At 63.1% G+C, this 26,078-nt stretch carries 21 protein-coding genes; 19 read left to right on the top strand and 2 right to left on the bottom strand.

Annotated elements, in window-relative coordinates:
• The first annotated feature begins 10 nt into the window (after window positions 1-10).
• The 12 genes from M622_RS28705 to M622_RS28650 all read left to right on the top strand — a co-directional run bounded on the left by M622_RS28705 (window position 11) and on the right by M622_RS28650 (window position 15,401).
• Window positions 11-1,084, top strand: coding sequence for an XrtA/PEP-CTERM system-associated ATPase (locus M622_RS28705; protein ID WP_021249084.1), 1,074 nt, complete (start codon window positions 11-13; stop codon window positions 1,082-1,084).
• The gene (wecB, locus tag M622_RS28700; RefSeq protein WP_021249083.1) at window positions 1,081-2,280 is read left to right on the top strand and encodes a non-hydrolyzing UDP-N-acetylglucosamine 2-epimerase; all 1,200 of its coding nucleotides are present in this window, start codon (window positions 1,081-1,083) and stop codon (window positions 2,278-2,280) included. Before M622_RS28705 ends, wecB begins: the two co-directional genes overlap by 4 nt.
• Window positions 2,277-3,116, top strand: coding sequence for an XrtA system polysaccharide deacetylase (locus M622_RS28695; protein ID WP_021249082.1), 840 nt, complete (start codon window positions 2,277-2,279; stop codon window positions 3,114-3,116). The genes wecB and M622_RS28695 overlap by 4 nt, the downstream gene beginning before the upstream one ends.
• A 25-nt stretch (window positions 3,117-3,141) precedes the next feature.
• A complete protein-coding gene (locus tag M622_RS28690) occupies window positions 3,142-4,182 on the top strand; it encodes a FemAB family XrtA/PEP-CTERM system-associated protein (protein WP_021249081.1) in 1,041 nt (346 codons plus the stop codon).
• Between the two features lie 4 nt (window positions 4,183-4,186).
• On the top strand, window positions 4,187-5,482 hold the full coding sequence (locus tag M622_RS28685; RefSeq protein ID WP_052028702.1) for a TIGR03087 family PEP-CTERM/XrtA system glycosyltransferase: 1,296 nt from the start codon (window positions 4,187-4,189) through the stop codon (window positions 5,480-5,482).
• 20 nt (window positions 5,483-5,502) lie between these two features.
• Window positions 5,503-6,642, top strand: a complete 1,140-nt coding sequence (locus tag M622_RS28680) for a TIGR03088 family PEP-CTERM/XrtA system glycosyltransferase (protein ID WP_174377413.1) — start codon at window positions 5,503-5,505, stop codon at window positions 6,640-6,642.
• Window positions 6,643-6,665: 23 nt separating this feature from the next.
• Complete coding sequence (locus M622_RS28675; protein ID WP_021249078.1) at window positions 6,666-8,600, top strand: XrtA/PEP-CTERM system amidotransferase; 1,935 nt, start codon at window positions 6,666-6,668, stop codon at window positions 8,598-8,600.
• Window positions 8,601-8,755: 155 nt separating this feature from the next.
• The gene (locus M622_RS28670; RefSeq protein ID WP_021249077.1) at window positions 8,756-9,961 is read left to right on the top strand and encodes a TIGR04063 family PEP-CTERM/XrtA system glycosyltransferase; all 1,206 of its coding nucleotides are present in this window, start codon (window positions 8,756-8,758) and stop codon (window positions 9,959-9,961) included.
• A gap of 64 nt (window positions 9,962-10,025) precedes the next feature.
• Window positions 10,026-11,132 (top strand): glycosyltransferase family 4 protein, encoded by a 1,107-nt coding sequence (locus tag M622_RS28665; RefSeq protein WP_021249076.1) that lies wholly within the window; start codon window positions 10,026-10,028, stop codon window positions 11,130-11,132.
• Complete coding sequence (xrtA, locus tag M622_RS28660) at window positions 11,129-12,724, top strand: exosortase A (RefSeq protein WP_031346725.1); 1,596 nt, start codon at window positions 11,129-11,131, stop codon at window positions 12,722-12,724. Before M622_RS28665 ends, xrtA begins: the two co-directional genes overlap by 4 nt.
• 14 nt (window positions 12,725-12,738) lie before the next feature.
• Entirely contained in the window at window positions 12,739-14,112 is a 1,374-nt protein-coding gene (locus M622_RS28655) for a phenylacetate--CoA ligase family protein (RefSeq protein ID WP_021249074.1), read from the top strand.
• Window positions 14,100-15,401: a putative O-glycosylation ligase, exosortase A system-associated gene (locus M622_RS28650; RefSeq protein WP_021249073.1), complete on the top strand. Its 1,302-nt coding sequence runs from the start codon at window positions 14,100-14,102 to the stop codon at window positions 15,399-15,401. The genes M622_RS28655 and M622_RS28650 overlap by 13 nt, the downstream gene beginning before the upstream one ends.
• A gap of 40 nt (window positions 15,402-15,441) precedes the next feature.
• Here the strand turns inward: M622_RS28650 and M622_RS28645 are convergent, their stop codons facing one another.
• Window positions 15,442-17,292 (bottom strand): asparagine synthetase B family protein, encoded by a 1,851-nt coding sequence (locus M622_RS28645; RefSeq protein ID WP_245543053.1) that lies wholly within the window; start codon window positions 17,290-17,292, stop codon window positions 15,442-15,444.
• Window positions 17,293-17,418: 126 nt separating this feature from the next.
• Between M622_RS28645 and M622_RS28640 the strand changes: the two genes are divergently transcribed.
• The 7 genes from M622_RS28640 to rffA are packed head-to-tail and all read left to right on the top strand — an operon-like array spanning window position 17,419 to window position 23,986.
• On the top strand, window positions 17,419-18,660 hold the full coding sequence (locus tag M622_RS28640; RefSeq protein WP_021249071.1) for a hypothetical protein: 1,242 nt from the start codon (window positions 17,419-17,421) through the stop codon (window positions 18,658-18,660).
• 27 nt (window positions 18,661-18,687) lie between these two features.
• Window positions 18,688-19,830, top strand: coding sequence for a glycosyltransferase family 4 protein (locus M622_RS28635; RefSeq protein WP_021249070.1), 1,143 nt, complete (start codon window positions 18,688-18,690; stop codon window positions 19,828-19,830).
• Between the two features lie 17 nt (window positions 19,831-19,847).
• Window positions 19,848-20,684 (top strand): tetratricopeptide repeat protein, encoded by an 837-nt coding sequence (locus M622_RS28630; protein WP_157281993.1) that lies wholly within the window; start codon window positions 19,848-19,850, stop codon window positions 20,682-20,684.
• 15 nt (window positions 20,685-20,699) lie between these two features.
• The gene (locus tag M622_RS28625) at window positions 20,700-21,653 is read left to right on the top strand and encodes a glycosyltransferase family 2 protein (RefSeq protein WP_174377412.1); all 954 of its coding nucleotides are present in this window, start codon (window positions 20,700-20,702) and stop codon (window positions 21,651-21,653) included.
• On the top strand, window positions 21,646-22,449 hold the full coding sequence (locus M622_RS28620; RefSeq protein WP_031346717.1) for a GNAT family N-acetyltransferase: 804 nt from the start codon (window positions 21,646-21,648) through the stop codon (window positions 22,447-22,449). Before M622_RS28625 ends, M622_RS28620 begins: the two co-directional genes overlap by 8 nt.
• Entirely contained in the window at window positions 22,446-22,865 is a 420-nt protein-coding gene (locus M622_RS28615) for a GtrA family protein (protein WP_021249066.1), read from the top strand. Before M622_RS28620 ends, M622_RS28615 begins: the two co-directional genes overlap by 4 nt.
• Window positions 22,862-23,986 carry a dTDP-4-amino-4,6-dideoxygalactose transaminase gene (gene rffA / locus M622_RS28610; RefSeq protein WP_021249065.1) on the top strand — a complete coding sequence of 375 codons (1,125 nt, stop codon included), beginning with the start codon at window positions 22,862-22,864 and terminating at the stop codon, window positions 23,984-23,986. Before M622_RS28615 ends, rffA begins: the two co-directional genes overlap by 4 nt.
• A gap of 126 nt (window positions 23,987-24,112) precedes the next feature.
• Here the strand turns inward: rffA and M622_RS28605 are convergent, their stop codons facing one another.
• Complete coding sequence (locus M622_RS28605) at window positions 24,113-25,891, bottom strand: glycosyltransferase family protein (protein ID WP_021249064.1); 1,779 nt, start codon at window positions 25,889-25,891, stop codon at window positions 24,113-24,115.
• Between the last annotated feature and the right edge of the window lie 187 nt (window positions 25,892-26,078).

The raw sequence follows: 26,078 nt of genomic DNA, 5'->3' as shown, positions 1-26,078 counted from the left end.
CGGAGCCCTGATGTACGACTCATTTTTCAAGCTCACCGGCAAGCCTTTCCAGCTCAACCCGGATCCGTCCTTCTTCTACGGCAGTCGCGGCCACAAGCGCGCGATGGCCTATCTGGAGTACGGCCTGCATCAGAGCGAAGGCTTCATCGTCATTACCGGCGAGATCGGCGCGGGCAAGACCACCATCGTCCGCAGCCTGCTCGAACAACTCGACTCAAACCGGGTCGTGGCGGCCAACCTCGTCAGCACCCAGATCGACGCCAGCGACATTTTGCGCATGGTGGCAGCGGCTTTTGGTGTGCCTGGCCGCAACCTCGACAAGGCGGGCTTGCTGCTCGCGCTGGAGACCTTCCTGGTCTCGGTTGCGGCGTCAGGCAAGCGCGCGCTGCTGATCGTGGACGAAGCGCAGAATCTGACCCCGGCAGCGGTCGAAGAGCTGCGCATGCTGTCGAACTTCCAGCTTGAAGACCACGCCTTGCTGCAGAGCTTCCTCGTTGGCCAGCCCGAGTTCCGCGACATCATGCAAAGCGGCGACATGCAGCAGCTGCGCCAGCGCGTGATTGCGTCCTACCACCTCGGTCCGCTCGATTCGCAGGAAACCCGTGCCTACATCGAGCACCGCCTGAGTCATGTAGGCTGGAATCAGGATCCGATTTTCGTGGACGGCGCTTTTTCCGTCATCTACAGCTACACCGGCGGCATCCCGCGGCGCATCAACACCTTGTGCGACCGCCTCTTGCTGGGCGCCTATCTGGCCGATCGCCACAGCATCAGCGAAGCGGATGTGCGTGAAGTGATCGACGAATTGCAGGAAGAGTTCACCTCCACCGGCGCCCCCCGTGTCCAGGGCAAGGCTGCGCCCCAGCACTCCGCCGGCCTGGCGCTCGACACGCTTGCCCTCGAGCGACTGCAGGTCTCGCCCGAGCTCGCCGGACAGGTGGCGAGCCTGAGCGCCAACCTGGACATGCAGCGTATCGAGGCCAGGCTCAGCGGCTTGGAACATTCGGTCGCGGCCACCCTTGACGTCCTCAATCAATTGCTCAATGCGGTGCGTCGCGACCCACCGCCAGAAGAGAGAACATGATGAGCGCCAGCCCCTGCGCACCGGTGATCTGCATCGTCGGCGCGCGCCCCAACTACATGAAGGTGGCGCCCATCATCCGCGCCTTCGCCGCCCATCAGCCGCCCATACCGACCTTGCTGGTGCACACCGGCCAGCATTACGACCCGGCGATGAAAGACCGCCTGTTTGCCGATCTCGACCTGCCCGAGCCGGATGTCAATCTGGCGGTGGGCTCAGGTTCGCATGCGGTGCAGACCGCCGAAGTGATGAAGCGCTTCGAGCCCGTCATCGACCAGCATGGCGCGCGTGCGGTGCTGGTGGTGGGCGATGTGAACTCCACGCTGGCCTGCGCGCTGGTCGCGAGCAAGCGCCACATCCCGGTGCTGCATGTCGAGTCCGGCCTGCGCAGCAATGACCGACGCATGCCCGAAGAGATCAACCGCATTCTCACCGATCAGCTCTCCGACCTGCTGTACACCACCGAGCGTAGCGCGCACGACAACCTCGCGCGCGAGGGCATTCCCGCCGAGCGTGCCGTGTTTGTCGGCAACGTCATGATCGACAGCCTGCGCGCCAGCCTGCCCAAGGCGGTGCCCGCTGCCGAGCTGCTCGCCGCCGCCGGCCTGGACGCCGCGCGCATCGCTGACGGATACGGCGTCGTCACCTTGCATCGCCCGTCCAACGTCGATCATGCCGACACCCTCGGTCCGATCATCGACGCGCTGCGCGATGTCAGTCAGAGCCTGCCGCTGATCGTCGCCCTGCATCCGCGCACGCGCAACAATCTCGAGCGCTTCGGCATGCTCGGCCGCCTTGATGGTCCCGGGTTCCTCATCCTGCCGCCGCAAGGCTATCTGGAAATGCTGGGCCTGATGTCGGGTGCGAAGCTGGTGCTGACCGACTCTGGCGGCATCCAGGAAGAGACCACCGCGCTCGGCGTGCCGTGCGTGACTATCCGCGAAAATACCGAGCGTCCGATCACCGTGGAGCAGGGCACCAACACCCTGGTCGGCATCGATCCGGCGGCCATCATCGCGGCCGCGCGCAGCATCCTGGCCACTGGCGGCAAGGCCGGACGCATTCCCGAATACTGGGATGGGCATACCGCCGAACGGATTGCCGCGCACCTGCATGGCTGGCTCGCTGCCCATGAGGGTGGCGCCTCAGTTCCCTCCTCCGCTCTGCCTGCAGCGCCCGCCGCCTCGGCAGCGACATGAAGACACCCATCACCAACGCCTTCACCTGCGACGTGGAAGACTACTTCCAGGTCTCCGCGCTGGCGCCGCATTTCCCGCGCGGGCAGTGGGACAGCGTGCCTTGTCGTATCGAGCGCAACGTCGATCGCATCCTCGAGCTGCTCGATGGCCATGGGGCGCAGGGCACCTTCTTCACCCTGGGCTGGATCGCCGAGCGTTATCCTGATCTGGTACGTCGCATTGCCGACAACGGTCATGAGGTCGCCAGCCACGGCTATGGCCACGAGCGCGCCTGCGCGATGACGCCGCAGGCCTTTACTGCCGACATCAAGCTGGCCAAGGCGGTGCTCGAGGACATCACGGGCCAGGGAGTCACCGGCTACCGTGCCCCCAGCTTCTCCATCAGCACCGCCAACCCGTGGGCACACGATTGCATCGCCGACGCCGGCTATGTCTATAGTTCCAGCGTGTATCCGGTCAAGCACGACCACTACGGCATTCCGGATGCGCCGCGGTTTCCGTGGCGCCTGGCCAATGGGCTGATCGAAGTGCCGATCACCACCCTGAACATGCTGGGGCGCAATTGGCCGGCGGGCGGTGGCGGCTTCTTCCGTCTCCTGCCCTATGCGCTGTCGCGCTGGCAGATCGCACGCGTCAATGCCGACGACCGGCGCCCGGCGATCTTCTACTTCCACCCGTGGGAGATCGACCCCGAGCAGCCACGGGTGCACGAGGCCAGCGCCAGGACGCGCTTCCGTCATTACGTCAATCTCGATCGTACCGCTGCGCGCCTCGAGCGCCTGCTGGCCGATTTTTCCTGGGGGCGCGCGGACGAGGTCTTCCGCGACGCAGCCTGAGCGCGCATCGCGCCTGGTGTATTGAATGCCTATCAAGGTCAAGCTGCTTTCGCCTGAACATGCCGCGCGCTGGGATGCTTTCGTGCGTGCCTGCCCGCAGGCCACCTTCTTTCACCTCTCCGCCTGGCAGGAGATCGTGCGCACGGTGTTTCGTCACCGTACCTACTTCCTCTTTGCTGAGCGCGACGGCCACATCATCGCCGTGCTGCCGCTGGCCGAGGTCAAGAGCCGGCTTTTCGGCCATGCGCTGACATCACTGCCGTTCTGCGTGTATGGCGGCATCGCCGCCGCCGCCGATGCCGGCGAGGAGGCGCTTGCCCTGCTCGAGGCCGAGGCCGACAGCCTGGCCCGTCAGCTTGGCGTGCAGCACCTGGAATATCGCAACCTCCAGGCCCGCCATGCAGACTGGCCGCGGCAGGAGCTGTACGTCACCTTCCGCAAGGCGATCCTGCCCGAGCCCGAAGCCAACATGCTCGCCATCCCGCGCAAGCAGCGCGCCATGGTGCGCAAGGGCATCAAGAACGAGCTCGTCAGCCATATCGACCCGAACGTCGATCGCTTCTTCGCGCTCTATGCCGACAACGTGCTGCGCCACGGCACGCCCGCGCTGCCGAAGAAATTCTTCCAGCGCCTGAAGGAGGCCTTTGGCGACGATTGCGAAGTGCTCACCGTCACCGACCCTGGGGGCCGCACGCTGTCCAGCGTGCTGAGCTTTTACTTCCGTGACGAAGTGCTGCCGTACTACGCCGGCGACGACCTCGCTGCGCGCGAGCTCGCCGCCAATGATTTCAAGTACTGGGAGCTGATGCGCCGCGCCTGCGAACGCGGCTGCAAGGTGTTCGACTACGGCCGCAGCAAGATCGGCACCGGGCCCTACAGCTTCAAGAAGAACTGGGGTTTCGAGCCGCAGCCGCTGTCCTACGAATACCGTCTGTACAAGCGCGACAGCGTGCCGCAGAACAACCCGATGAACCCCAAGTACCGCGCCTTCATCGCCCTGTGGAAGCGCCTGCCGCTGGGCGTGGCCAATGTGATCGGGCCGCACATCGTGCGCCACCTGGGCTAGGGTGATGCTTGATTCGCGAAGCGCGTTGCCGCCGATTCTGTACCTGGTGCACCGCATCCCCTATCCGCCCAACAAGGGCGACAAGCTGCGCTCCTTCAACATCCTGCGCCAGCTTGCGCGCACGCACCGCGTCTTTCTCGGCACCTTTGTCGATCACCCCGACGACCACCAGCATGTGGGCAAGCTGTCCGAGTGGTGTGAGGACGTCTGCGCCATCACGCTTGCGCCGCGCCTGGGCCGCATCAAGAGCCTGCGCGGCCTGCTCAGCGGCGAGGCGTTGAGCCTGCCTTACTACCGCAGCGCGCAACTGGCCGCCTGGGTGCGTGCCACGGTCGCGGCGCAGGGCATCGAACAGGCGGTGGCCTTTTCCGGTCCGATGGCGCAATACCTCGATGCGCCCGGCTTGCAGCGCCGCATCATTGATTTTTGCGACGTCGATTCAGCGAAGTGGACGCAGTACGCCGCCGACCGGCGCTGGCCCCTGTCCTGGCTGTATCGGCGCGAAGGCGAGCGTCTGCTGGCCTTCGAGCGTCATGCCGCGGCGCGCAGCGATGCCAGCCTGTTCGTCACCGCAGCCGAGGCCGCCTTGTTTACCAAGGCCGCGCCCGAGGCCGCAGCGCGTACGCGGGTGATGCAGAACGGCGTCGACGCGGACTTCTTCTCCCCCGCGCATGCGCCGGTGAACCCCTATCCCGCAGGCGGGCCGGTGCTGCTGTTTACCGGCGCCATGGACTACTGGCCCAACATCGACGCGGTGAGCTGGTTTGCCACCGAGATCCTGCCCGCGATTCGCGCGCCCCGCCCGGATGTGCGCTTCTGGATCGTCGGCATGAACCCTTCGCCGGCGGTGCAGGCTCTGGCGGGCGCAGGCGTGGTCGTCACCGGCACGGTGGCGGATGTGCGCCCCTACCTCGCCCATGCGGATGTTGTGGTCGCGCCCTTGCGCATCGCGCGCGGCATTCAGAACAAGGTGCTCGAGGCGATGGCGATGGCGCGTCCGGTGGTGCTGTCGGCCGCGCCTGCGGTCGGACTGGCGGCGAGCTCGGGCACGGAGTGCGAGATCGCAGCGGATGGCGCCGCGTTTGCGCAGGCGGTGAGCGCGCTGCTCGAGCACCCCGAGCGTGGCGGACCGATGGGCGTGGCGGCGCGCGACTGCGTGCTGCGCGCCTACAGCTGGCCGGCCCACCTCGCCCTGCTCGATCGGCTGCTGGGCGTGGCGCAAAGCGTGCAAGCGCACGACAGCGTGCCGGCAGCTGAAGCCGAGTGTGCTGCGCTGCGGCCTGCCGGGCAGGGCTCGTGAGCGACGCGCGGCCGCTGGTCATGCACCTCGTCTACAGCTTCGACGTTGGCGGGCTGGAGAACGGCGTCGCCAACCTCATCAATCACATGCCCGCCGAGCGCTTTCGTCATGCGGTGGTGGCGCTGACCCACTGCGCCCCGGCCTTTTGCCAGCGCATTACGCGGCCGGACGTGGACTTCCTGTCGCTGCACAAGCCGCCCGGCCATGGCATCAAGCTCTATCCGCGCCTGTATCGCCTGTTCCGCGAACGCCGCCCGGCGGTGGTGCATACGCGCAACCTCGCCGCGCTCGAATGCGTCGTCCCTGCCAGGCTGGCGGGGGTGCCGGCACGAGTGCATGGCGAACACGGCTGGGACGTGTCCGATCCGCAAGGCACGCGGCGCAAGTTCCAGCTCTTGCGCCGCGCCTACAGCCCCTTCGTCAGTCGCTACGTGGCGCTGTCCGGCCACATCGAGTCCTATCTGGTGGATCGGGTCGGCATCGATGCCGACCGCGTCGAGCGCATCTGCAATGGTGTCGACACCGCACGCTTCTTTCCTGCGGCCGATGCCCGACGCACGGTGGTGGCGGGCTCACCTTTCGAGGCCGCGGACAGCATCGTCGTTGGCACTGTCGGACGCCTGCAGGCGGTCAAGGACCAGATCACCCTGGTGCGCGCCTTTGCCCTCGCACGCCAGCAGGGCGGGGTGACAGCGCAGGCGCTGCGGCTGCTGATCGCCGGCGACGGCCCGCTGCGTGGCGAGCTCGAGGCCGAGATTCGCAGTGCTGGCGTGGGCGACTTCGTCTGGCTGGCCGGTGAGCGCAAGGATGTGGCAGATGTCATGCGTAGTCTGGATATGTTCGTGCTACCGTCGCGTACCGAAGGCATCTCCAACACCATTCTTGAAGCCATGGCCAGCGGCCTGCCCGTGATTGCCACCGCCGTCGGCGGCAACGCCGAGCTGGTCGTGCCCAGGGGCACCGGCGCCTTGGTACCGGCTGCTGACCCTGGAGCAATGGCCAGGGCGCTGATGTGCTACGCTGCCGATGCTGCACTGCGACATGAGCATGGCGCAGCAGGTCGTCAGCGCGTCGAGCAGGGCTTCAGCCTCGATGCCATGGTGGCGCGCTACACCGCGCTGTATGAAGGCCTGCTGCCGCCCCCTGCGCTCGGCAGCTAAACCCAACACCCAAGGAACTCATCATGTGCGGCATCGCCGGCCTCTTCGATACCCGCGGCAAGCGCGACTTCGATCGCGCCCTGATGCAGCGCATGAGTGACGTCCAGCACCATCGTGGCCCGGACGAGGCGGGCTATCACTTCGAGCCCGGCGTCGCGCTCGCTCACCGCCGGCTGTCCATCATCGATCTGGCCACGGGACAGCAGCCGCTGTTCAATGAAGATGGCTCGGTCGCGGTGGTGTTCAACGGCGAGATCTACAACTTCCAGGAACTCGTCCCCGAGCTCGAAGCGCTCGGTCACGTCTTCCACACCCGCAGCGACACCGAAGTCATCGTCCATGCCTGGGAGGCCTGGGGCGAGGACTGCGTGCAGCGTTTTCGCGGCATGTTTGCGTTCGGCCTCCACGACCGCAAGCGCGACACCCTGTTCATGGCGCGCGACCGTCTGGCGGTCAAACCGATGTTCTACGCCCTGCTCGAGGACGGCACGCTCGCCTTTGGCTCCGAGCTCAAGGTGCTGATGCAGCACCCCGCGCTCGATCGCCGCATGGACGCGCTGGCGGTGGAGGAGTACTTCGCGCTGGGCTACGTCGCCGAGCCCCGCACCATCTTTCTGGGCGCCAAGAAGCTCGGCCCCGGCGAGTCGCTGTGCATCCGCCGCGGCCTGCCGATTCCAGAGCCCAGGCAGTACTGGGATGTCGAATTCACCCTCGACAACAACATCGGCCTCGCCGACGCCAGCGCCGAGCTCACCGCGCGCCTGCGCGAATCCGTACGCCTGCGCATGATCTCCGAGGTGCCGCTGGGAGCCTTCCTGTCCGGTGGCGTCGACTCCAGCGCGGTGGTCGCGATCATGGCCGGGCTGTCCGACGCGCCGGTCAATACCTGCTCCATCGGCTTTGACGACCCCAAGTTCAACGAGTCCGAATTTGCGCAGAAAGTGGCGGACCGCTACCGCACGAATCACTTCGTCGAGACGGTGAAATCCGACGACTTCGACCTCATCGACACCCTGGCCGCGCTCTATGACGAGCCCTACGCCGACAGCTCCGCCATCCCCACCTATCGCGTGTGCCAGCTCGCGCGCAAGCACGTCACGGTGGCGCTGTCGGGCGACGGTGGCGACGAGAGCTTTGGCGGCTATCGCCGCTACCGCATGCATCTGATGGAAGAAAAGATGCGCGCCGCCTTGCCGCAGGGCCTGCGCCAGCCGCTGTTCGGCCTGCTCGGCCGGGTCTATCCCAAGGCCGACTGGGCGCCGCGCGTGTTTCGCGCCAAGACCACCTTCCAGGCCATGGCGCGCGACGCGGTCGAGGCCTACTTCCATTCGGTATCGCTGCTGCGCGGGGATATGCGCGCCAGGCTGTTCTCTGCCCATTTCCGCGGCCAGCTTGGTGGCTACGATGCGCTCGACGTTTTCCGCCGCCATGCCGCGCAGGCTCGCACCGATGATCCACTCGCGCTCATCCAGTATCTCGACCTCAAGACCTACCTCGTCGGTGACATCAACACCAAGGTCGACCGTGCCAGCATGGCGCACTCGCTGGAGGTGCGCGAGCCGCTGATGGACCACGAGCTGGTCGAATGGCTGGCCACGCTGCCCTCCGGGCTCAAGATCCAGGGCAACGAGGGCAAGTATCTGTTCAAGAAGGCGATGGAGCCCTATCTGCCGCACGAGGTGCTGTATCGCCCCAAGATGGGCTTTGCCGTACCCCTCGCGCGCTGGTTCCGCGGCCCGCTCAAGCAGCGCGTGCGTGACGCTGTGCTCGGTGAAACCCTGGCCGCCACCGGTATATTCAATCGTGAGTACCTGCAGCATCTGGTCGACGCGCATCAGTCCGGTGCGCGTGACTACAGCGCGCCCTTGTGGTCGCTGTTGATGTTCGAGGCCTTCCTGCGCAATCTGGACGGAGCCGTGAAGCCCGCGCCCGAGTCGGTCGCGCCGGCCCTTGCCTGAGCTCTGCGTCTGGCGAAGTTGCCTTGATCGACCTGATTCAGATTCATTCCGTCAGCCAAGCGCGACCGGGCGAGTGCCGCGGCCAAGCGACGCGTGGCGGGCAGCTTGTAGTCAATCTCGCTCACGGCATTTGCGGGCGGGCCTGAGGCCATTTGATGCGCATTCTTCACATCCTCGATCACTCCATCCCGCTGCACAGTGGTTACACCTTCCGCACCGCGGCCATCCTGCGTGAGCAGCGCGCCCTGGGCTGGGAGACGTTTCATCTGAGCTCGCCCAAGCAGGGCGTCACCGCGGCCATGGTGGAGGAGGTCGATGGCCTCCGCTTTCACCGCACCGCGCTGCCGCCACCCGCAGCGAGCGGCGTTGCCGAGTTGCGCCAGATGCGTGCGGTGCAGGCACGCATCGAGGAGCTGGCGCGTGAACTGCGGCCGGACGTGTTGCACGCGCACTCGCCGGTGCTCAACGCCATTCCGGCGATTCGCGCAGGCAGGAAGCTGGGCATTCCGGTGGTGTACGAGATCCGCGCCTTCTGGGAGGACGCAGCGGTCGACCACGGCACCACCACCGAGGGCAGCGTGCGTTATCGCGTCACCCGCGCGCTGGAGACCTGGGCGCTCAAGCGCATCGATCACGCCTTCACCATCTGCGAAGGTCTGCGCCGTGACATCGTCGAGCGCGGCATCCCGGCAGCCAAGCTCACCGTCATCCCCAACGCCGTCGATGTCGAAGGCTTTCAGCTCTCTGGCGCGGCCGACCCCGTGCTGCGTCGCCAGCTTGGTCTGGAGGGCGCCACCGTGCTCGGTTTTGTCGGCTCCTTCTACGCCTACGAAGGCCTTGACCTGCTGCTCGACGCCTTTCCCGCGCTGCTGCACAAGCGCCCCGAGCTGCGCCTGTTGCTGGTCGGTGGCGGTCCGCAGGAGACCAATCTGAAAGCGCAGGCGCAGCGTCTGGGGGTGGCGGACAAGCTCATCTTCACCGGCCGCGTGCCGCATAGCGAAGTCAGCCGCTATTACGACCAGATCGACTTGCTCGCCTATCCGCGCCACTCCATGCGCCTGACCGAGCTCGTCACCCCGCTCAAGCCGCTCGAGGCCATGGCGCAGGGCAGGCTGTTCGTCGCCTCGGATGTGGGCGGCCACCGTGAGCTGATCCGTGACGGCGAGACCGGCACATTGTTCAAGGCCGGCAGCGCCGACGCGCTCGCCGCCGCCGTGCTCGACATGCTCGCTCACCGTGAGCGCTGGCCCGCCATGCGCGCGGCCGGGCGCCATTTCGTAGAGGACGTGCGCAACTGGAAGAACAGCGTGGCCAACTACGCCGCCGTCTATCACCGCCTCACGGACAAAGTGACAGGATGAGTCGTTTGCATCCCCTCACAGCCCCTTCCTCCGCACCTCATCCCTTGGCCATGCGCAGGCGGTGATGAAGTTCTCTGCTCTCCGCGTCCTTCTCGTCGGCCCATTGCCACCGCCGGCCGGCGGCATGGCCAACCAGACTCGCCAGCTCGCCGAGCTGCTGCGTGCAGAAGGCGCGCAGGTCGAGGTCGTGCAGGTCAATGCGCCTTATCGTCCGGCATGGGCCGAGCGTCTCAAGGGTGTGCGCGCGCTGTTCCGGCTGCTGCCCTATCTGCTCCATTTGTGGCGTGGCTGCGGGCGCGCCGATGTCGTGCACGTGATGGCCAACTCCGGCTGGTCCTGGCACCTGTTCGCCGCGCCCGCGGTGTGGATTGCGGCGCTGCGGGGCACGCCAGTGGTGGTCAATTACCGCGGCGGCGAGGCGGATGCCTTCCTGCAGCGAGCCGGGCGCTGGGTGCGTCCCAGCATGCGGCGCGCGGGTGCGCTGGTGCTGCCGTCGGCCTTTTTGCTCGAAGTGTTCGCGCGCCACGGCATGGACGGGCGCATCGTGGCCAACATCATCGATCTCGAGCGCTTCCATCCTGACGCCACCCCGCCAGCGCTCAGCCCGGGTCCGCATCTGGTGGTGGCGCGCAACCTCGAGCCGATCTACGGCAACGACGTCGCCCTGCAGGCGTTTGCACGGATACTCGCGCGCTTTCCCGGCGCGCGCCTGTCCGTCGCCGGTTCAGGCCCAGAGGCGGCTGCGCTCGCCGAGCTGGCGCAAAGCCTGGGCATTGCCGCGCAGGTGCGCTTCAGCGGGCGGCTCGATCGCGAGCAGATGGCTGCGCTCTACCGTGATGCACATCTCATGCTCAACGCCAGTCGCGTTGATAACATGCCCAATGCCTTGCTTGAAGCGCTGGCCAGCGGTGTGCCGGTGGTCAGTACGCGCGCGGGCGGCATCCCCTTCATGGTCAAGGATGGCCACACGGCCATGCTGGTGGCGGTCGATGACGCTGAGGCGATGGCCGCGGCCGCGATCGAAGTGCTGGAGAACCACGACTTGCGCTCGCGGCTTGTCGCCGCCGGGCTGGCCGAGGTGCAGCGCTATCAATGGTCAGCGGTGCGCGACGCTTTGCTCGCCACCTACACGGAGACCATCGGGGCCATCCGGAGGCAGCGCGCAACATGAATACACAAGGACTGGTCATGCATTCACTTCATCCGGGCAGCGCTCGGCAGGCAGCGGCGGATGTCGGCGACCCGGCGGCGCGCAGGCTTCACCTGCTGGTGCTGGCCGCGAGCCTGCTGTGGTTCGCGTTCTGGTATCGCGACACGCTGATGGCGATGGTCGACATCTGGGAGCGCTCCGACACCTTCGCCCACGGCTATGTGATCGCGCCCATCTCGGTCTGGTTGATCTGGCGGCGTCGCCACTTCATTCATGGCGTGCCGATCGCGTCGTCGCTGATTGGCATCGTCATCGGCCTCGGCGCCGGGGCGGCCTGGCTGCTGGGTGAGCTGGCCAGTGTCGATGCGGTGTCGCAGTTCGCTTTCGTCGGCATGTTGGTCGGTCTGGTGTGGGCGGTCATGGGCACGGCGGTGGTGCGCACCTATGCGTTCCCGATCGGCTTCCTGTTCTTCATGGTGCCGTTCGGTGAGTTCCTGTTTCCGACCATGATGGACTGGACCACCCACTTCATCATCTGGGCGGTGCGCGCCTCTGGCGTGCCGGTGTATGCCGAAGGTTACAATCTGGTGATTCCGTCCGGACGCTGGCAGGTGGTGGAGGGCTGCAGCGGCGTGCGCTACCTGATGGCCTCGATCGTGGTCGGCAGCCTGTATGCCTACCTCAACTATCGCAGCACACAAAAGCGCCTGCTTTTCGTCGTGGCCTCCATCATCGTTCCCATTTTTGCCAACTGGCTGCGCGCCTACGGCATCGTCATGCTCGGCCACCTCAGCAGCAACAAGCTGGCCGCTGGCGCCGATCACCTGGTGTATGGCTGGGTGTTCTTCGGCATCATCATCATGGCGCTGTTCTGGATCGGTTCGCGTTGGCAGGAAGACGAGGAGCTGGCGCCGGTGTCGACATCGCATGCGCTGGACGGGACGGGTCCTGAGGCCGGCACGAGCAGCAGATTCGCCATGCTGGCGGTAGCACTGGCAGCGGTCAGCCTGTGGAATCCGCTGCTGGCCTATCTCGATCGCCAGGGCGAGCACGGGCCAGTGCAGTTTGCCCAGCTCGCCTCCCACGCCAATTTCGCGCCGGCTGATGTCGCGCTCTTGCCCGTGTGGTCGCCGAGCTATTCGGGCATGCGCAGCGAATACCGCGCGGCGTGGAGCGGGGCGGACCGTCCGGTCGGTCTCTACATTGCCTATTACCGCGACCAGAAGCCCGGCGAAGAGTTGATCAACTCCGAGAACCGCGTGCTCATCAGCAAGGACCCGGTGTGGACACGCACGGCTTCGGGCAGTCCGCTCGTCAAGCTGGATGGGGATGAGCAGACATGGGCCAGCCTGGAGATGGTCAGCGCACACGGCCGCATGATCGTGTGGAGTGCTTACTGGGTGGGCGGGCGCTGGACCACCAGCGACTACCTGGCCAAGGTCTATCTGGCGCTGGCAAAGCTCAGAGGCGAAGGCGACGATTCGGCCGCGGTGATGGTCTATGCGCCCTACGTCGAAGGTGAGCACGACGCCGCCGCCACTACCCTCGAGCGCTTTGTTGCCGACATGGGCGACTCCCTGGTCGCCATGCTCGCGCTGACCTCCGCGCGCTGACGGGAAGTGGCGAAATGAACAGCCTCTATACGCGCGCGGTCTCGGGGCTGGTGTTCCCGCTGCACGAGCGCCTCAAGCACCACGACACCGTCGTCGTGCGCAAGCAACTCGAACAAACGCAGTGGTGGAGCCCTGATCGCCTGGCGCAATTGCAGCTCCAGCGTCTGCGCAGTCTGCTGCAACATGCCCAGCAGCACGTGCCTTACTACCGCGAGCTGTTCGCGCGTACGGGCTTCGAGCCTGCAGCGGTGACGAGCCTGGCCGACCTGCAGCGCCTGCCTTTCCTGGGCAAGGCTGAAATCCGTGCCAATCCTGATGCCTTGAAAGCCGACAATGCGGTCGGTCTGGCGCGCTTCAATACCGGCGGCTCCAGCGGCGAGCCGCTGATCTTCTTCATCGGCAATCAGCGTGTCAGCCATGACGTCGCCGCCAAATGGCGCGCCACGCGCTGGTGGGGTGTGGATATCGGCGACCCGGAGATCGTGGTCTGGGGCTCGCCGATCGAACTCACTGCGCAGGACCGCGTGCGTGCGCTGCGCGACACCTTGCTGCGCACCGAGCTGCTGCCCGCCTTCGAGATGTCTGCAGCCAAGCTGGATGGTTTTGTCGCCCGCATTCGCGAGCGCCGCCCGAAGATGCTGTTCGGCTACCCTTCGGCGCTGTCGCATATCGCCCGCCACGCCGAAAAGCGCGGTATGCGCATGGACGAACTCGGCATCAAGGTCGCCTTCTGCACCTCGGAAAAACTCTACGATCACCAGCGTGAGGCTATCGAACGCATCTTCGGCTGCGCGGTGGCCAACGGCTATGGTTCGCGCGACGCCGGCTTCATCGCCCATCAATGCCCGTCGGGGGGCATGCACCTGACCGCCGAGGACATCATCGTCGAGATCGTCGACGCTGACGGTCGCGTGCTGCCTGCGGGCGAGGCTGGCGAGATCGTGGTCACCCACCTCGCCACCGGCGACTTTCCTTTCATCCGCTATCGCACCGGTGACGTCGCCGTCATGGACACCGCAAGCTGCGCCTGTGGCCGCGGCCTGCCCATGCTCAAGGAGATCCAGGGCCGGGCAACGGACTTCGTCGTCGCCCGCGACGGCACGGTGATGCATGGCCTGGCACTGATCTACATCCTGCGCGACCTGCCGCAGGTGGCGGGGTTCAAGATCATGCAGGAGAGCCTGGACCTTACGCGCGTGCAGGTGGTGCCGGGGCCGGGTTTCGATGCCGACATCACGCGCCACATCCAGCGCGGCCTGGCGGCGCGCCTGGGTGAAGGGGTGCACATCGAGGTCGAGGAAGTGAATGAGATTGCGCCGGAGAAATCCGGCAAGTATCGCTACGTGCTCAGCAAGGTGGACGCGTCGGGGGCTTCATGCGCGACATAATCGTCACGCTGGCGGTGTTCGGGACGCTGCCCTTCATTTTCTGGCGACCATGGATCGGAATCCTGGTGTGGTGCTGGCTGGGCTATATGAACCCGCACCGGCTGGCGTGGGGGTTTTCGACCTCCATGCCGTTTGCGCTCATTGTGGCCTTGGTGACCTTCACTGCAATTGCAATCTCTCGTGAAAAAAAGGAATTCATCTGGACGCGTGAAACAAAGCTGCTACTGATCTTCACTGCCTGGATGTTCATCTCCACCCTGCTTGCCATGTATCCCGAACTGGCCTGGCCACAATGGGACAAGGTCTGGCGAATCATGCTGATGACCTTCGTGACCATGCTGGTCATAAACAGTCGTGAGCGGCTGTACTGGCTGATTGTCGTCATCTCGCTGTCACTGGCGTTCTATGGCGTGAAAGGCGGCCTTTTCGTGCTGACGGGGGGGAGCGGCAATAACGTCATGGGGCCGGGTGGGTCTTTCATTGAGGATCGCAACTCTGTCGCCCTGGCATTGCTGATGACGGTGCCGCTGCTTTGGTACGTACGCATTCAGGCCACACAGGCCTGGCAAAAACCGGCACTGCTCGCGGCGGGTGCCCTGACCTTGATCGCGATCATCGGCACGAACTCGCGTGGGGCGCTGCTAGGACTGCTGGCAACCGGTCTCTTCTTCTTGATGAAGGCACGTAACCGTTTCGGCATCATCCTGGCTCTGATTCCGGTTGCTTTAGTGGTGTTGTATGTGATGCCGCCGGAATGGTTCGATCGCATGCACACCATAGAGAGCTATGAGGAGGATGCGTCCGCAATGGGACGGATCTATGCGTGGGGAAATGCCATCGAGCTGGCCAATATGAACTTCTTTGGTGGTGGTTTCCGCGCGGTGACGGGCTATGGTGGAACCGACTCTCACAGCAACTGGTTTGGCGCCTTGGGTGAATTGGGCTGGATCGGTCTATGCATGTTCGTGCTGCTGCATATCTTCACCTGGCGCTCGGCGGCGCAGATCATTCGTCTTTCGAAACCGCACGAAGAGCTCGCCTGGGCGAGAGACCTTTCGGCCATGGTGCAGGTCAGCCTCATCGGCTATATGTCTGCCGGGTCCTTTCTCGGGCTGCAATACTTCGATCTTTTCTATCACCTGATCGTGATTGTCGTTATTACCGGCGCGCTGGTAAAACATGAATTGCCGAAATTGGTCAAAATGCCGCCGCGACGATTGCTGCCAATGGATGATCTGCGCAAGAATCCCTCCGAGGAAATGCTTGCTACCACGAGATCACCGCCCTGACCGTGCTTACGGGCAGGGCGGTGATCTTGCGGCCCGTCGATCAGGGGGTAGCGTTGGCCTGTAGCCACAACTCCAGTTCCACCAGCACCCAGATCATCACCCCGTAATAGCTGGCGTGGCCCGAGGCATGCTCGCGGCGCAGGTAGTCCAGATAGCCGGGTCGCACGATGCCGCGCTTGCCTAGACTGATCAGGGCATCCTCGGCGAGCTGTTTCAGCGCGCCGTGTTCGTTGAGCCAGATGCCGAAGGGCAGGCCGAAGCCGTGCTTGCTCTTGGTGATCGTCTCGTCGGGCAGAAAGCCGCGCAGTGCGTCCTTGAACAGCACGCGCAGGCGGCCTTTGTGCACCTTATGTTCCGGCTTCAGCTGCCCGGAGAAGGCGATCAGGTCGTCGTCGAGGAAGGGGAAGCGCACCTCCACGCCCGCCGCCTCACACATGCGCGTCACCTTGCGCAAGTCGTTGTCGGCCAGGGTGGTCTTGTGGTCGAGGTGCATCATGCGCTCGATCATCTCGGACGAGCCGCAGCGGAAATAGGCTTCGCGTGCCAACTCCAGCGGGCGCTCGGTGTCGACCGCCTGGAGGAAGTCGGGCTCGAGGATCTCCAGCAAGGGGCTGCGGTGCAGGAAGTTGTAGGTCTCCATGCGATCGGGCAGGGGAACGCGGGCCTGCTGCAGATAACTTTGCGCCTTGCGCAGCGGCATGATGGACCCGCCCAGCGGGAATTTCATCACCAACGGTTCCATGATGTTGCGCAGCAGTGCGGGCACGCGGTGGTAATGCTCGAATACGCCCTGCTTGGCATAGCGCTCGTTGCCACCGAAGAATTCGTCGCCACCATCGCCAGCCAGCACGACCTCGATGCCGTGCTCGCGCGCCATCTTGGCGCAGAAATAAGTGGGTGCTGCCGAGGCATTGCCGAAGGGCTCATCGTAGGCGCGGGCGATCAGCGGCATGGCCTCGACCACGTCGTCGGCAGTCACATAGTATTCATGAGGCTTGGTGCCGAAATGGCGCGAGGTGATACGGGCAAATTCCAGCTCGTCAAAACCCTCCTCGTCGAAACCGATCGAGAAGGTTTCAGCCGCCTTGCCGCTGACCTTGCCCAGCATGCCGCTGACGGTGGAGCTGTCGGTGCCGCCGGAGAGGAAGGCGCCGGTGGGGCGCTGCTCGTCGTTCTGGCGTGCCACACCTTGCTCGGTGAGCTCCATGAAGCGCTGACGCAGTGTGGCGTCGTCGCTGCTGTGGTCGATATCGTAGCCAAGCTGCCAGTAAAAACGCCGCGTCAGCGCGTCGCCGGTAAAGCTGATCGCCTGTGCCGGCAGCAACTTTTCCACCCCGACAAACGCGGTGTCCGGGCTGGGCACCATGTGGCAATAGAGGTATTCGTAAAGCGCCTGCTGACTGATGGACGCCGCCACGAGTGGGTGGCGGGCAACTGCGCGCGCGCTGGTCGAGAACACGAGGGTCTCGCCGACAAGCGTGAAGCACAGGCGCTCGATGCCGCTGCGATCGATGGCCAGCACCACCCGGCGCTGGCGGCTATCGACCAGCACCACGGCGAAATTGCCCTGCATGGCCTGCAGGACATGCTCGCCGCCATCGCGCCAGGCGGCGAGCACGGCTGCAGCCTGGCCGTCTGACTGTGCTCGTGCTGCCAGCGCAGCCTCAGGCCAGCGCGGCCGTCCGAGCACGATTGCGGCGCATCCTGCCCCCAAGTCTGTCGCAGAGGAGCAGGCGGGCTGGGTGCAGGCGAGCATCCCCGTCTCGCTGGCCTGTACCTGCACATCGCCCAGGCTCAGGCCTTCGGCGCCGAGCATGGCCTGCAGCGCATCGTGTGATGCAACACGCTCGTTGAAATTCACCCAGCCGCAAAGTACTCGTCGTGTCGTCATCGCTCTAGAATGCCGCAAGTCATTGAATCGGCCGTCATGTTAGCCCATGTCACCTACAGCAAGTGCCCAGCACATCACGTGCAGTGTTGAAACGCCCGTCCCTCGTAGAGTCGGACCGGCGACCCCGTGAGCACATTCGCCTTTTTTGTGCTGATATGGTTGGCGCTCACCGCTGCGCTTCTGGCGCCTCAGGCGCGCGTGCTGCGGGCTTTGTGGCGAGAGCCCGTGTTCGCTCGTCCCGTCGTCATCATCGAGAGTGACGACTGGGGCCCGGGTCCGGCTTCCGATGCGCTGATGCTGCGGCGTATCGCAGAGCAACTGGCCGATATTTGCGATCGGGAAGGTCGTCCGGCGCTAATGACGCTTGGCGTGGTGCTCGGCAAGCCTGACGGCGCGGCGATCCTTGCAGATGACTGCCAGCGCTACCATCGTCGCCTGCTCGACGAAGATGCGTACGCGCCCATCGTCGAGGCTATGCGCGCGGGCTGCAACAAGGGCGTCTTTAGTGTGCAGCGACATGGGCTTGAGCACTTCTGGCCGGCATCCCTGCTAGGGCGCGCGCGCGACGATCTCGAACTGCGGCGCTGGCTGGCTGACCCGGATGCGCGCAGTGAGCGTCTGCCATCGGCCCTGCAGAGCCGATGGGTCGATTCCACCGTCTTGCCCAGCAGCGCCTTGCCTGACGCTGAGATCGAAGCTGCGGTCAGGGAAGAGGGGGAGGTTTTTGAGCGCATTTTTGGTGAGCGGCCCAAAGTTGCAGTGCCCAACACCTTCGTCTGGAGTGCTGCCGTTGAGCGAGCCTGGGCAGCAGATGGGGTGCGTTGTGTCGTCAGCTGTGGCCGGCAGTACGAGGGGCGAAGCGCAGACGGTGGCCTCATGCCGCCCACACGAGAGCTCTTCAATGCTCAGCACGGGTTCGGTGATATCCGCTACCTGGTGCGGGATGTTTATTTCGAGCCTGTTCGCGGTCACCGCGCCGAGCAGGTGTGGCAGGGCGTCGCTGAGCGTACGGCCTTGGGGCGTCCGGCTCTGATTGAGACGCATCGCGAGAGTTTCATTGCTGCGCAAGAACCTGCCGAGCAGGCACTGAACGAACTCGTCAGCGCGCTGCGCGGCGTAGTGAGGCGCCACCCTAGCGTTTGTTTCCTGAGTCCTGCCGCCTTGGTCGACACATTTGGAGTTCAGTATTCTCCACTGTTGCACCATGGCGCTGCGCTGCGGCTCACCTTTTTTCTGCGCCGCCTGCTCGCAAGCGCTGTGTTGTCGCGCGCGTTGAAGCTTAGTGGCTTGCGTTTTCTGATTCCGCTCCTCATCCGTGTGCTGACGACTGTTGAGTCTGCACAGGACACTCGACGCGTGGGCTGTTAGCCTTCGAAGATATTTACGGAATCTGCCATGTCCAAACGCTATTTGGTTCTCACCGAGCTCTTTTTGCCTACCAAGGGTGGTACGGCCGTTTGGTTCGATCAGGTGTATCGTCGCCTGGGGGGGAAAGGTGTTCATGTCATCACGGCGGATGTGCCGGGTGCAGCTGATCATGACCGTGATCACCCCAATTCGATTCATCGTCTGTCACTCAAGCGCGTCCCGTGGCTCAAGCCGGAATCCTTGGTGATGTACCTGAAACTCCTGTTCGTTGCACTGTGGCTGGCGCTTACCAAGCGCTTTGATGCGATTCATGCGGGGCGTGCGCTACCTGAGGGCTTGATTGCCTGGATGGTTGCACGGCTCACTTTCCGGCCGGTGGTGATCTATGCACATGGCGAGGAACTGACCGGATGGGGAAAGGGCAATAAGTACAAGGCGATGTGTTTTGCCTTGCAGCATGCGGATCAAGTCATCGCCAATAGTGATTTCACACGCGACACCTTGATTGGCATGGGTGTCCATCAGGACCGTATCGTGTTGATTCATCCGGGAGTGGATACAGATCTTTTTCGGCCGGATCTGCATTTTCAGGACTTGCGCGATGGTCTCGGTCTGGGGCCCGGTACAAAGCTGATCCTGTCCGTGGGTCGTCTGAGTCGGCGGAAAGGCTTTGACAAGGTGATCTGTAGTTTGCCGGCTCTTGTGCAGGGAGGGCTGGATGCGCATTACGCGATCATAGGTATCGGTGAGGATGAAGCGTATCTGCGTCAGCAAGCCGAAAATGCCGGCATGAGTGCCCGCGTGCATCAGCTGGGGCATGTCGCTATGGAGGACCTGCCACGTTGGTACAACGCTTGCGATCTGTTTGTGCTCGCAAACCGCGAGATTTCGGGCGATACAGAGGGTTTTGGGATTGTCTTTCTCGAGGCCGGTGCTTGCGGCAAACCGGTGATTGCAGGGCGGGCAGGGGGGACTGGCTCCGCGGTGCTGGACGGCTTTACTGGATTGCGTGTTGACGGAGAGTCCGGTCCGGAGTTGTTTCAGGCGTTGTCTGCTCTCCTGGGCGATCCGGAACGTTCTGCTGAATTTGGCCGTGCCGGACTCGAACGGGTACGTACGTCGCTGAGTTGGGATGCGGTTGCCGAGCGCACCAAGCGATTCACCATTTAAAAGCTGTGAGCTGAAAAATGAAAAGAATGATCTTTGCATGTCTTGTTGCGATGATTATCCCGCAGGCGGGAGCTGAGCTTCCCTCTGGGCCAGCGACCAAGGCTGAGATAGCAGCGCTGCCTCCTCTTTGCAGAGTGAAACTTGGAGGTTCATCTCAGGCTGAGATGAGTGCTGCTGAGCGTAGTCTTGGCGCGAATAATTGGCTTCATTTCCATCACTACTGTTTTGCTGTCAACTACCTGCGGAATCGCCTGAGTTCTGTTCGATCGCAATCAGATCGGAAATGGATGTTTGGTGAGATTATCGGAAACTATGTATACGTCCTGGATAAAAGCGAAAAGACGTTCTGGATGCGGCCTCAGATTCATCTTGAGATGGGCAGAGTCTACGAGCAGATGCGGGATAAAGGGGCTGCGATGGGGCAGTATGCGCAAGCCGTCAGTTTCAATCCTGATTTTCAGGCTGCCTATTTGCCTTTAATTGCAGTTCAGCGTGATTTGGGTGATCCAAAGTCGGCGCTAGCGACTGCTGCCGAAGGACTGCGGCGCTTTCCGTCATCCAAGGGGTTGAAGAAGGCGTATCTGGATCTCGGTGGCAAGGAGCCTTTTCCTGAGCCGATCATGAAGGAGGCAGCGGTCCCTCGAAATGCAAGGCCACAAGCCTCGCCTGTGACCACGGAGGAGGGTCGCCAGGGGAGTGAAGCCTCCGCGGAGTTGGAGTCAGCAGGGAAGTCCGCGCCTGATGCTCAGGCTGAGTCCGTTGCCGATGAAGTTAACCGAGGCTGCCGTTTTTGTCCGCCAGATGAAATTCAGCAAAGATGGCGTGACTCTTTTGGTGAGCCGGTCGAGCAGTAAAGGGGAGGGATTACCTTGTCGATTCGCCTATCAGTAGTGATTCCTGTCTACCGCTCGCAGGCCATGCTGCCCGAACTCCACCGCCGCCTCGTCGCGGCGCTGGAAACGATTGGCGACCCGTTCGAAATCATCCTTGTCGAGGACTGCGGCGGCGACGACTCGTGGAGCGTGATCGAGTCACTGTCCGCTGCCGACCCCAGGGTCCGCGGTCTGCGCCTGGCGCGCAACTACGGTCAGCATAACGCCCTGCTGTGCGGCATCCGTGCAGCCCGTGGCGAGCTGATCGTAACCATCGACGATGACCTGCAGAATCCCCCCGAAGAGATTCACCGCCTGCTCGTCAAACTGGACGAAGGCTGCGACGTGGTCTACGGCTATCCGCAGGCGGAGACGCATGGCTTCCTGCGCGACCAGGCCTCGCGCATCACCAAGCTCGCGCTGAAAAGCGCAATGGGTGTGGAGTCGGCGAGCAAGGTGAGCGCGTTTCGGGTCTTCCGTACCCGCCTGCGCGAGGCCTTCGCCGCTTACTGCAGTCCGTCGGTGAACATCGACGTGCTGCTGACCTGGGGCACGACGCGTTTTGGCTCGGTGCAGGTCCGCCAGGATGAGCGTGCCATTGGTGACTCCGGTTATACGCTGAGGAAGCTGATCAACCACGCGATCAACATGATGACTGGCTTTTCGGTGCTGCCGCTGCAGATCGCGAGCGTGCTCGGCATCGCCTTCGGGTCGGTAGGCTTCCTGGTGCTCCTGTACGTCTTGTTGCGCTATCTGATTCAGGGCAGCGCGGTCCCCGGCTTCTCGTTCCTGGCTTCGATCATTGCGATCTTCTCCGGGGTCCAGCTTTTTGCCCTCGGGATCTTTGGCGAGTATCTGGCGCGGATGCACTTCCGCTCGATGGAGCGGCCTCCTTACGCGCTGATGTCGTCGACCCGTGAGCGCGCTGAGTCGGAGAATGATCATGACTAGCGTGCTTGAGCGTTTTGCCACCGACCCGCTGCGTGGCAGCATCGACACCGGGGCGATTGATCTTGGCTGGTCGGAAGCGCCTTGGGATAGCGCGGTGTTCGGCTATCCGGTGGTGCAGATCTCGCGCATCGAAGCCCGCGACGGTGCGACGGCTGCCGACCTGGCACCCTTCGTCGCTGCCTGCGCGGCGGGCGGCGTGGGCTTGGCGAGTTGCCGGCTTGCTTGCGAGCGCCTGCGCGAATCGATGCTGCTCGAGGAGATCGGTTTTCGCTTCATCGAGATGGTGTACCAGCCCGAGTTTGGCGACCTGGCCTCGGCGGGGCCCGGGGATGTCCAGGGGCTGGAGGTCGTGCGCGCAGGCGCTGCGGACCTCGCGGAGATCGTTGAGGTGGCGGGCGCGGCCTTCAGAAACGAGCGCTTTCATGTCGATCCGCGGCTGTCGTCGCAGCTGGGTGATCTGCGCTACCAGAACTGGGTGCGCAGCAGCCTCGAGCACCCCACCCAGCGTCTTTACGTGCTGCGTGAGGACGGCCAGTTGGTGGCCTTTTTCGTCACCGAGTTGCTAGCCGACGGCACTTGCTACTGGCATCTCAATGCGGTCGCACCAGCACGACAGGGGCAGGGCTACGGCATGCGCGCCTGGAAGGCGATGATGTGCCGAGCCCGCATCGACGGGGCGAGCCGGGTGCGCACCAGCATCGTGGCGCGCAACCATCGGGTGCTCAATCTCTATGCACGCCTGGGTTTCAGCTTTCCGGCGCCGTCCATGACCTTCCACTGGGTGCGCCCGCGATGAGTGCGGACGCCACCGTCGGCCAGTTCATCCGCTATGCGACGGTCGGGCTGGGATCGAACATCGTCCTCTATCTCGCCTATCTGGCCCTCACCGCGGCCGGCATCGAGTCCAAGCTCGCCATGTCCCTGCTCTACGTGCTGGGCGTGGTGCAGACCTTCGCCTTCAACAAGCGCTGGTCGTTTCGCCACGGGGGCTTGCGTGGGCCGACTTTCGTGCGCTACTGCGTATCCTACGCACTGGGCTACCTGATCAACCTCGGAGCCCTGCTGATCCTGGTCGATCGACTCGGCTACCCTCATCAGGCCGTTCAGGGCGTGATGATTCTCACCCTCGCGGTCCTGCTCTTCCTGTTGCAGAAATTCTGGGTCTTTCGACCAAGCGTCGCTTCCTCACACACCACCGGCTTGCATCCATGAACATTCCCTTCAACAAGCCCCACATGACGGGCAAGGAGCTCTGGTACATCGCTCAGGCCCATGCCAATGGTCACCTGGCCGGCGACGGCCTGTTCACCGGGAAATGTTCGCGTTGGCTTGAAGCGCGCACCGGCGCCTCGAAGGCGCTGCTGACCCATTCGTGCACCGCAGCGCTGGAGATGGCGGCGATCCTGGCGGATCTGAAAGCGGGCGACGAGGTCATCATGCCTTCGTACACTTTCGTGTCGACGGCCAACGCCTTCGTGCTGCGCGGCGCTGTTCCGGTGTTCGTCGATGTCCGACCGGACACGCTGAACCTCGACGAGCGCCTGATCGAGGCGGCGATCACCGAGCGCACGCGTGCGATCGTGCCGGTGCACTACGCCGGCGTGGGCTGCGAGATGGACGCGATCATGGACATCGCACGCCGCCACGACCTGCTGGTGATCGAGGACGCGGCTCAGGCCGTGATGGCGAGCTACAAGGGCAGGCCGCTCGGTGCGATCGGTCACATGGGCGCACTGTCCTTCCACGAGACCAAGAACATCATCTCCGGCGAAGGCGGCGCGCTGTTGGTCAGCGCACCGGGAGGTGCGGAGCGCGCCGAGATCATCCGCGAGAAAGGGACCAATCGTTCCCAGTTCTTCCGTGGCCAGGTGGACAAGTACACCTGGGTGGATATCGGCTCGTCCTACCTGCCAGGTGAACTGATCGCCGCCTTCCTGTGGGCGCAGATGGAGGAGGCAGACAGCATCACCCGCCGCCGACTCGGCATCTGGAACACCTATCACCAATGGTTCGCCGAGGCGGAGCGTCAAGGCCGCTTGCGACGGCCGGTCATCCCCGCGCACTGTACCCACAACGCGCACATGTATTACCTGCTGTTGCCCGGCCTGGAGGAGCGCACCGCCTTCATCGAGCGCTTGCGTGCACACGGGATCCACAGCGTGTTCCACTACATTCCGCTGCACGCTGCGCCTGCCGGGCGGCGCTTCGGTCGTGCGCACGAAGCCTTGACGGTCACCGAGGACATCGCCGATCGGCTGGTGAGGCTGCCATTGTGGCTGGGTATGGAGGACTCTCAGACCGAGATCATCCAGCAAGTGCTCGCGGCGCTCTGAGGTCTTGTTCCGCGCAGCCCGCGCGAGGAATGCTCTTGAATCAACCCCTTGATGAGCGCGAGTCAGTTGACGTCGGCATTGAAGCCACGGGTTCACTGTCCTCGATGAGCTCGCACCGGCGTCACATTACTGCAGATCGAATCGGGCTTCGCAAGTGGCGGAATGGAGCGGCTGTCTTGCGCTATCTGGTAGCCGGCATGCATCCTCAAGCCATTGCGCTACGGAGCCCGTGACTGCAGGACTGATGGCGTCGATTTCACTCAGGCGCTTCCAGAACCGCCCAATCGGTTGGGAGTCAGTCGTTCTTTCCCTCGAAATAAGCAGGTAGCTCGCCCCGTTATTTGCCCGGATGAAATCGAAGTCACGCCATTGGTAGGTGCCTTCCGCAGCCTTCTGGATGTCGAAGATCCAGGAGAGAAGGCCGATCCACTCACCGGGAAAATCCGAAGCCGTCTTTCCGGAAACGGAGTAGGAGGGATGAAGATAGCGCGAATCAATTACCAAGCATGAGGCTTCCACACCTTCGCCGAAATACGCTTTTCGTTGTTGCTCACTGCCGTAGTATGCAGCGGTTATGATGTCCCAATAGTCGCGTATCTTTCTTTCGAAGTAATAGCCCAAGTTGTAGTAAGCCAGCATCCGGGTTTCGAGGACAATGCATTCGACCGGCGTGACTGAAGAAATCGCCTCGGCCCAGTGATAATCCACCCCCTCATCCTGGTGCATCGGCAGAATGCGGCCGTGTAGATTTCTTGCGGCGCCGACAGTGAGCGCGAGGAGAAGGGCAATAAAAACGAGTGATTGATTCTTGGTGTTTTTTGTAATTGCGTCGCGGCCATCTCCAAGTGAAATGGAGAGCAGAAAGAAAAGTGGAATGAGAATGAAGGTGGGCCAGCCGTCATCCGTTGGATTTCCCCAGAGCGTAAGCGTCCAGAAAATTGCAAGCACAAAGAGAAGGAGCGAACGCTCCTGTCTATGACGTGCTTTCGATAGGATCTGCCTGATGTTCCAGGCGAGCATGACTACAAGTCCAGTAAAAAATACGCCGAGAACGCCCTCTCTCATGCTCCAGACAGGCAGCTGGAAGGCGTTGAACTGGCTCTGCAGCAGGACCCACGAGTTAGCCCAACTGTAATTTTGAAAGTTGAAGTACTTGGGGTCCGCCATGACCTGTCCGAAAAAGGTCAGGTAGTTTATGAAGGATTGGAGTGAAAGGTTTTCCTGCACATGGGATGCAGCCCATATATATAGAGAGAGAACGACTGCGCCCGATGTGAAAAGAACCATCAATGCAGCACGCAGCCCGTTTTTTCCTTTTGTTGAATAAAGGTAGTAACCTAATGGAAAGCAGATCAACACCATGGCCTGATGGTATAGAACTGTGATTGCGTAAAGCGCTGCGATTTTTATCATCCACGCAGTGCTGTATTCATCCGGCCTCGTTGAAAAAAGAGTCCAGAGTAGCAGGCTTAATGCTCCCATAAGAGGAGCGTAGGCCTGCGGTTGCATCGCAAAAACCCATGCCATCTGGCTGGTCAGCAGTAACCCAGCCAAGAGAAAGGCTATTGGGTGGCTGCCGGTTGCTTTGAGGGCGATTGCTCGTGTGCACAGGACGGCGATCAGCATCCAGAAGGCACTATGCACCTGACCAGCATCTATTGCGGTGCTGTCCGCGTAAAAAATGCGCAAAAATTCAAGTAGGAGCGCATTGATGGGCATATAGATCAGATGATGGGGGTGCCATATCCTGGGGTCGAGCGTTTCCACCAGCCCCGCCCAATACACGCTATCGCGAATCATCTCCAGCGGACGAAACGGAATCAGGGTGAAAGCGAAAAGAATGAAAAGGAGTATGAGCCATCGCCTGCCTGCAGGATCGAATGTGGCGGAGGGCTGGTCTTCCATGATTGTTTCTGCTGCAGATGGATGCATTCTTGCTAGCATGGCCTGCTGTCGTCGTATTGTTTCAGTAGGGCGCGATGGCATGTCATGTCCAGTAGTTTTTTCGGGCGTTGGTGCAATAAAATGTCATCCATCCCGGCGGCGCCGGACTTCCTGACGGTTTGAGGTCGAGCATGGCAGCGCGAGCGAA

This window comes from Thauera terpenica 58Eu, assembly GCF_000443165.1.
GTDB lineage: Bacteria > Pseudomonadota > Gammaproteobacteria > Burkholderiales > Rhodocyclaceae > Thauera > Thauera terpenica.
This window is presented reverse-complemented; position numbering and strand designations above follow the sequence as displayed.

Coding starts and splice junctions, on each gene's coding strand:
- M622_RS28705 (WP_021249084.1), top strand. CDS start 11: ATGTACGACTCATTTTTCAAGCTCACCGGCAAGCCTTTCCAGCTCAAC.
- wecB (WP_021249083.1), top strand. CDS start 1,081: ATGATGAGCGCCAGCCCCTGCGCACCGGTGATCTGCATCGTCGGCGCG.
- M622_RS28695 (WP_021249082.1), top strand. CDS start 2,277: ATGAAGACACCCATCACCAACGCCTTCACCTGCGACGTGGAAGACTAC.
- M622_RS28690 (WP_021249081.1), top strand. CDS start 3,142: ATGCCTATCAAGGTCAAGCTGCTTTCGCCTGAACATGCCGCGCGCTGG.
- M622_RS28685 (WP_052028702.1), top strand. CDS start 4,187: ATGCTTGATTCGCGAAGCGCGTTGCCGCCGATTCTGTACCTGGTGCAC.
- M622_RS28680 (WP_174377413.1), top strand. CDS start 5,503: ATGCACCTCGTCTACAGCTTCGACGTTGGCGGGCTGGAGAACGGCGTC.
- M622_RS28675 (WP_021249078.1), top strand. CDS start 6,666: ATGTGCGGCATCGCCGGCCTCTTCGATACCCGCGGCAAGCGCGACTTC.
- M622_RS28670 (WP_021249077.1), top strand. CDS start 8,756: ATGCGCATTCTTCACATCCTCGATCACTCCATCCCGCTGCACAGTGGT.
- M622_RS28665 (WP_021249076.1), top strand. CDS start 10,026: ATGAAGTTCTCTGCTCTCCGCGTCCTTCTCGTCGGCCCATTGCCACCG.
- xrtA (WP_031346725.1), top strand. CDS start 11,129: ATGAATACACAAGGACTGGTCATGCATTCACTTCATCCGGGCAGCGCT.
- M622_RS28655 (WP_021249074.1), top strand. CDS start 12,739: ATGAACAGCCTCTATACGCGCGCGGTCTCGGGGCTGGTGTTCCCGCTG.
- M622_RS28650 (WP_021249073.1), top strand. CDS start 14,100: ATGCGCGACATAATCGTCACGCTGGCGGTGTTCGGGACGCTGCCCTTC.
- M622_RS28645 (WP_245543053.1), bottom strand. CDS start 17,292: ATGACGACACGACGAGTACTTTGCGGCTGGGTGAATTTCAACGAGCGT.
- M622_RS28635 (WP_021249070.1), top strand. CDS start 18,688: ATGTCCAAACGCTATTTGGTTCTCACCGAGCTCTTTTTGCCTACCAAG.
- M622_RS28630 (WP_157281993.1), top strand. CDS start 19,848: ATGAAAAGAATGATCTTTGCATGTCTTGTTGCGATGATTATCCCGCAG.
- M622_RS28620 (WP_031346717.1), top strand. CDS start 21,646: ATGACTAGCGTGCTTGAGCGTTTTGCCACCGACCCGCTGCGTGGCAGC.
- M622_RS28615 (WP_021249066.1), top strand. CDS start 22,446: ATGAGTGCGGACGCCACCGTCGGCCAGTTCATCCGCTATGCGACGGTC.
- rffA (WP_021249065.1), top strand. CDS start 22,862: ATGAACATTCCCTTCAACAAGCCCCACATGACGGGCAAGGAGCTCTGG.
- M622_RS28605 (WP_021249064.1), bottom strand. CDS start 25,891: ATGGAAGACCAGCCCTCCGCCACATTCGATCCTGCAGGCAGGCGATGG.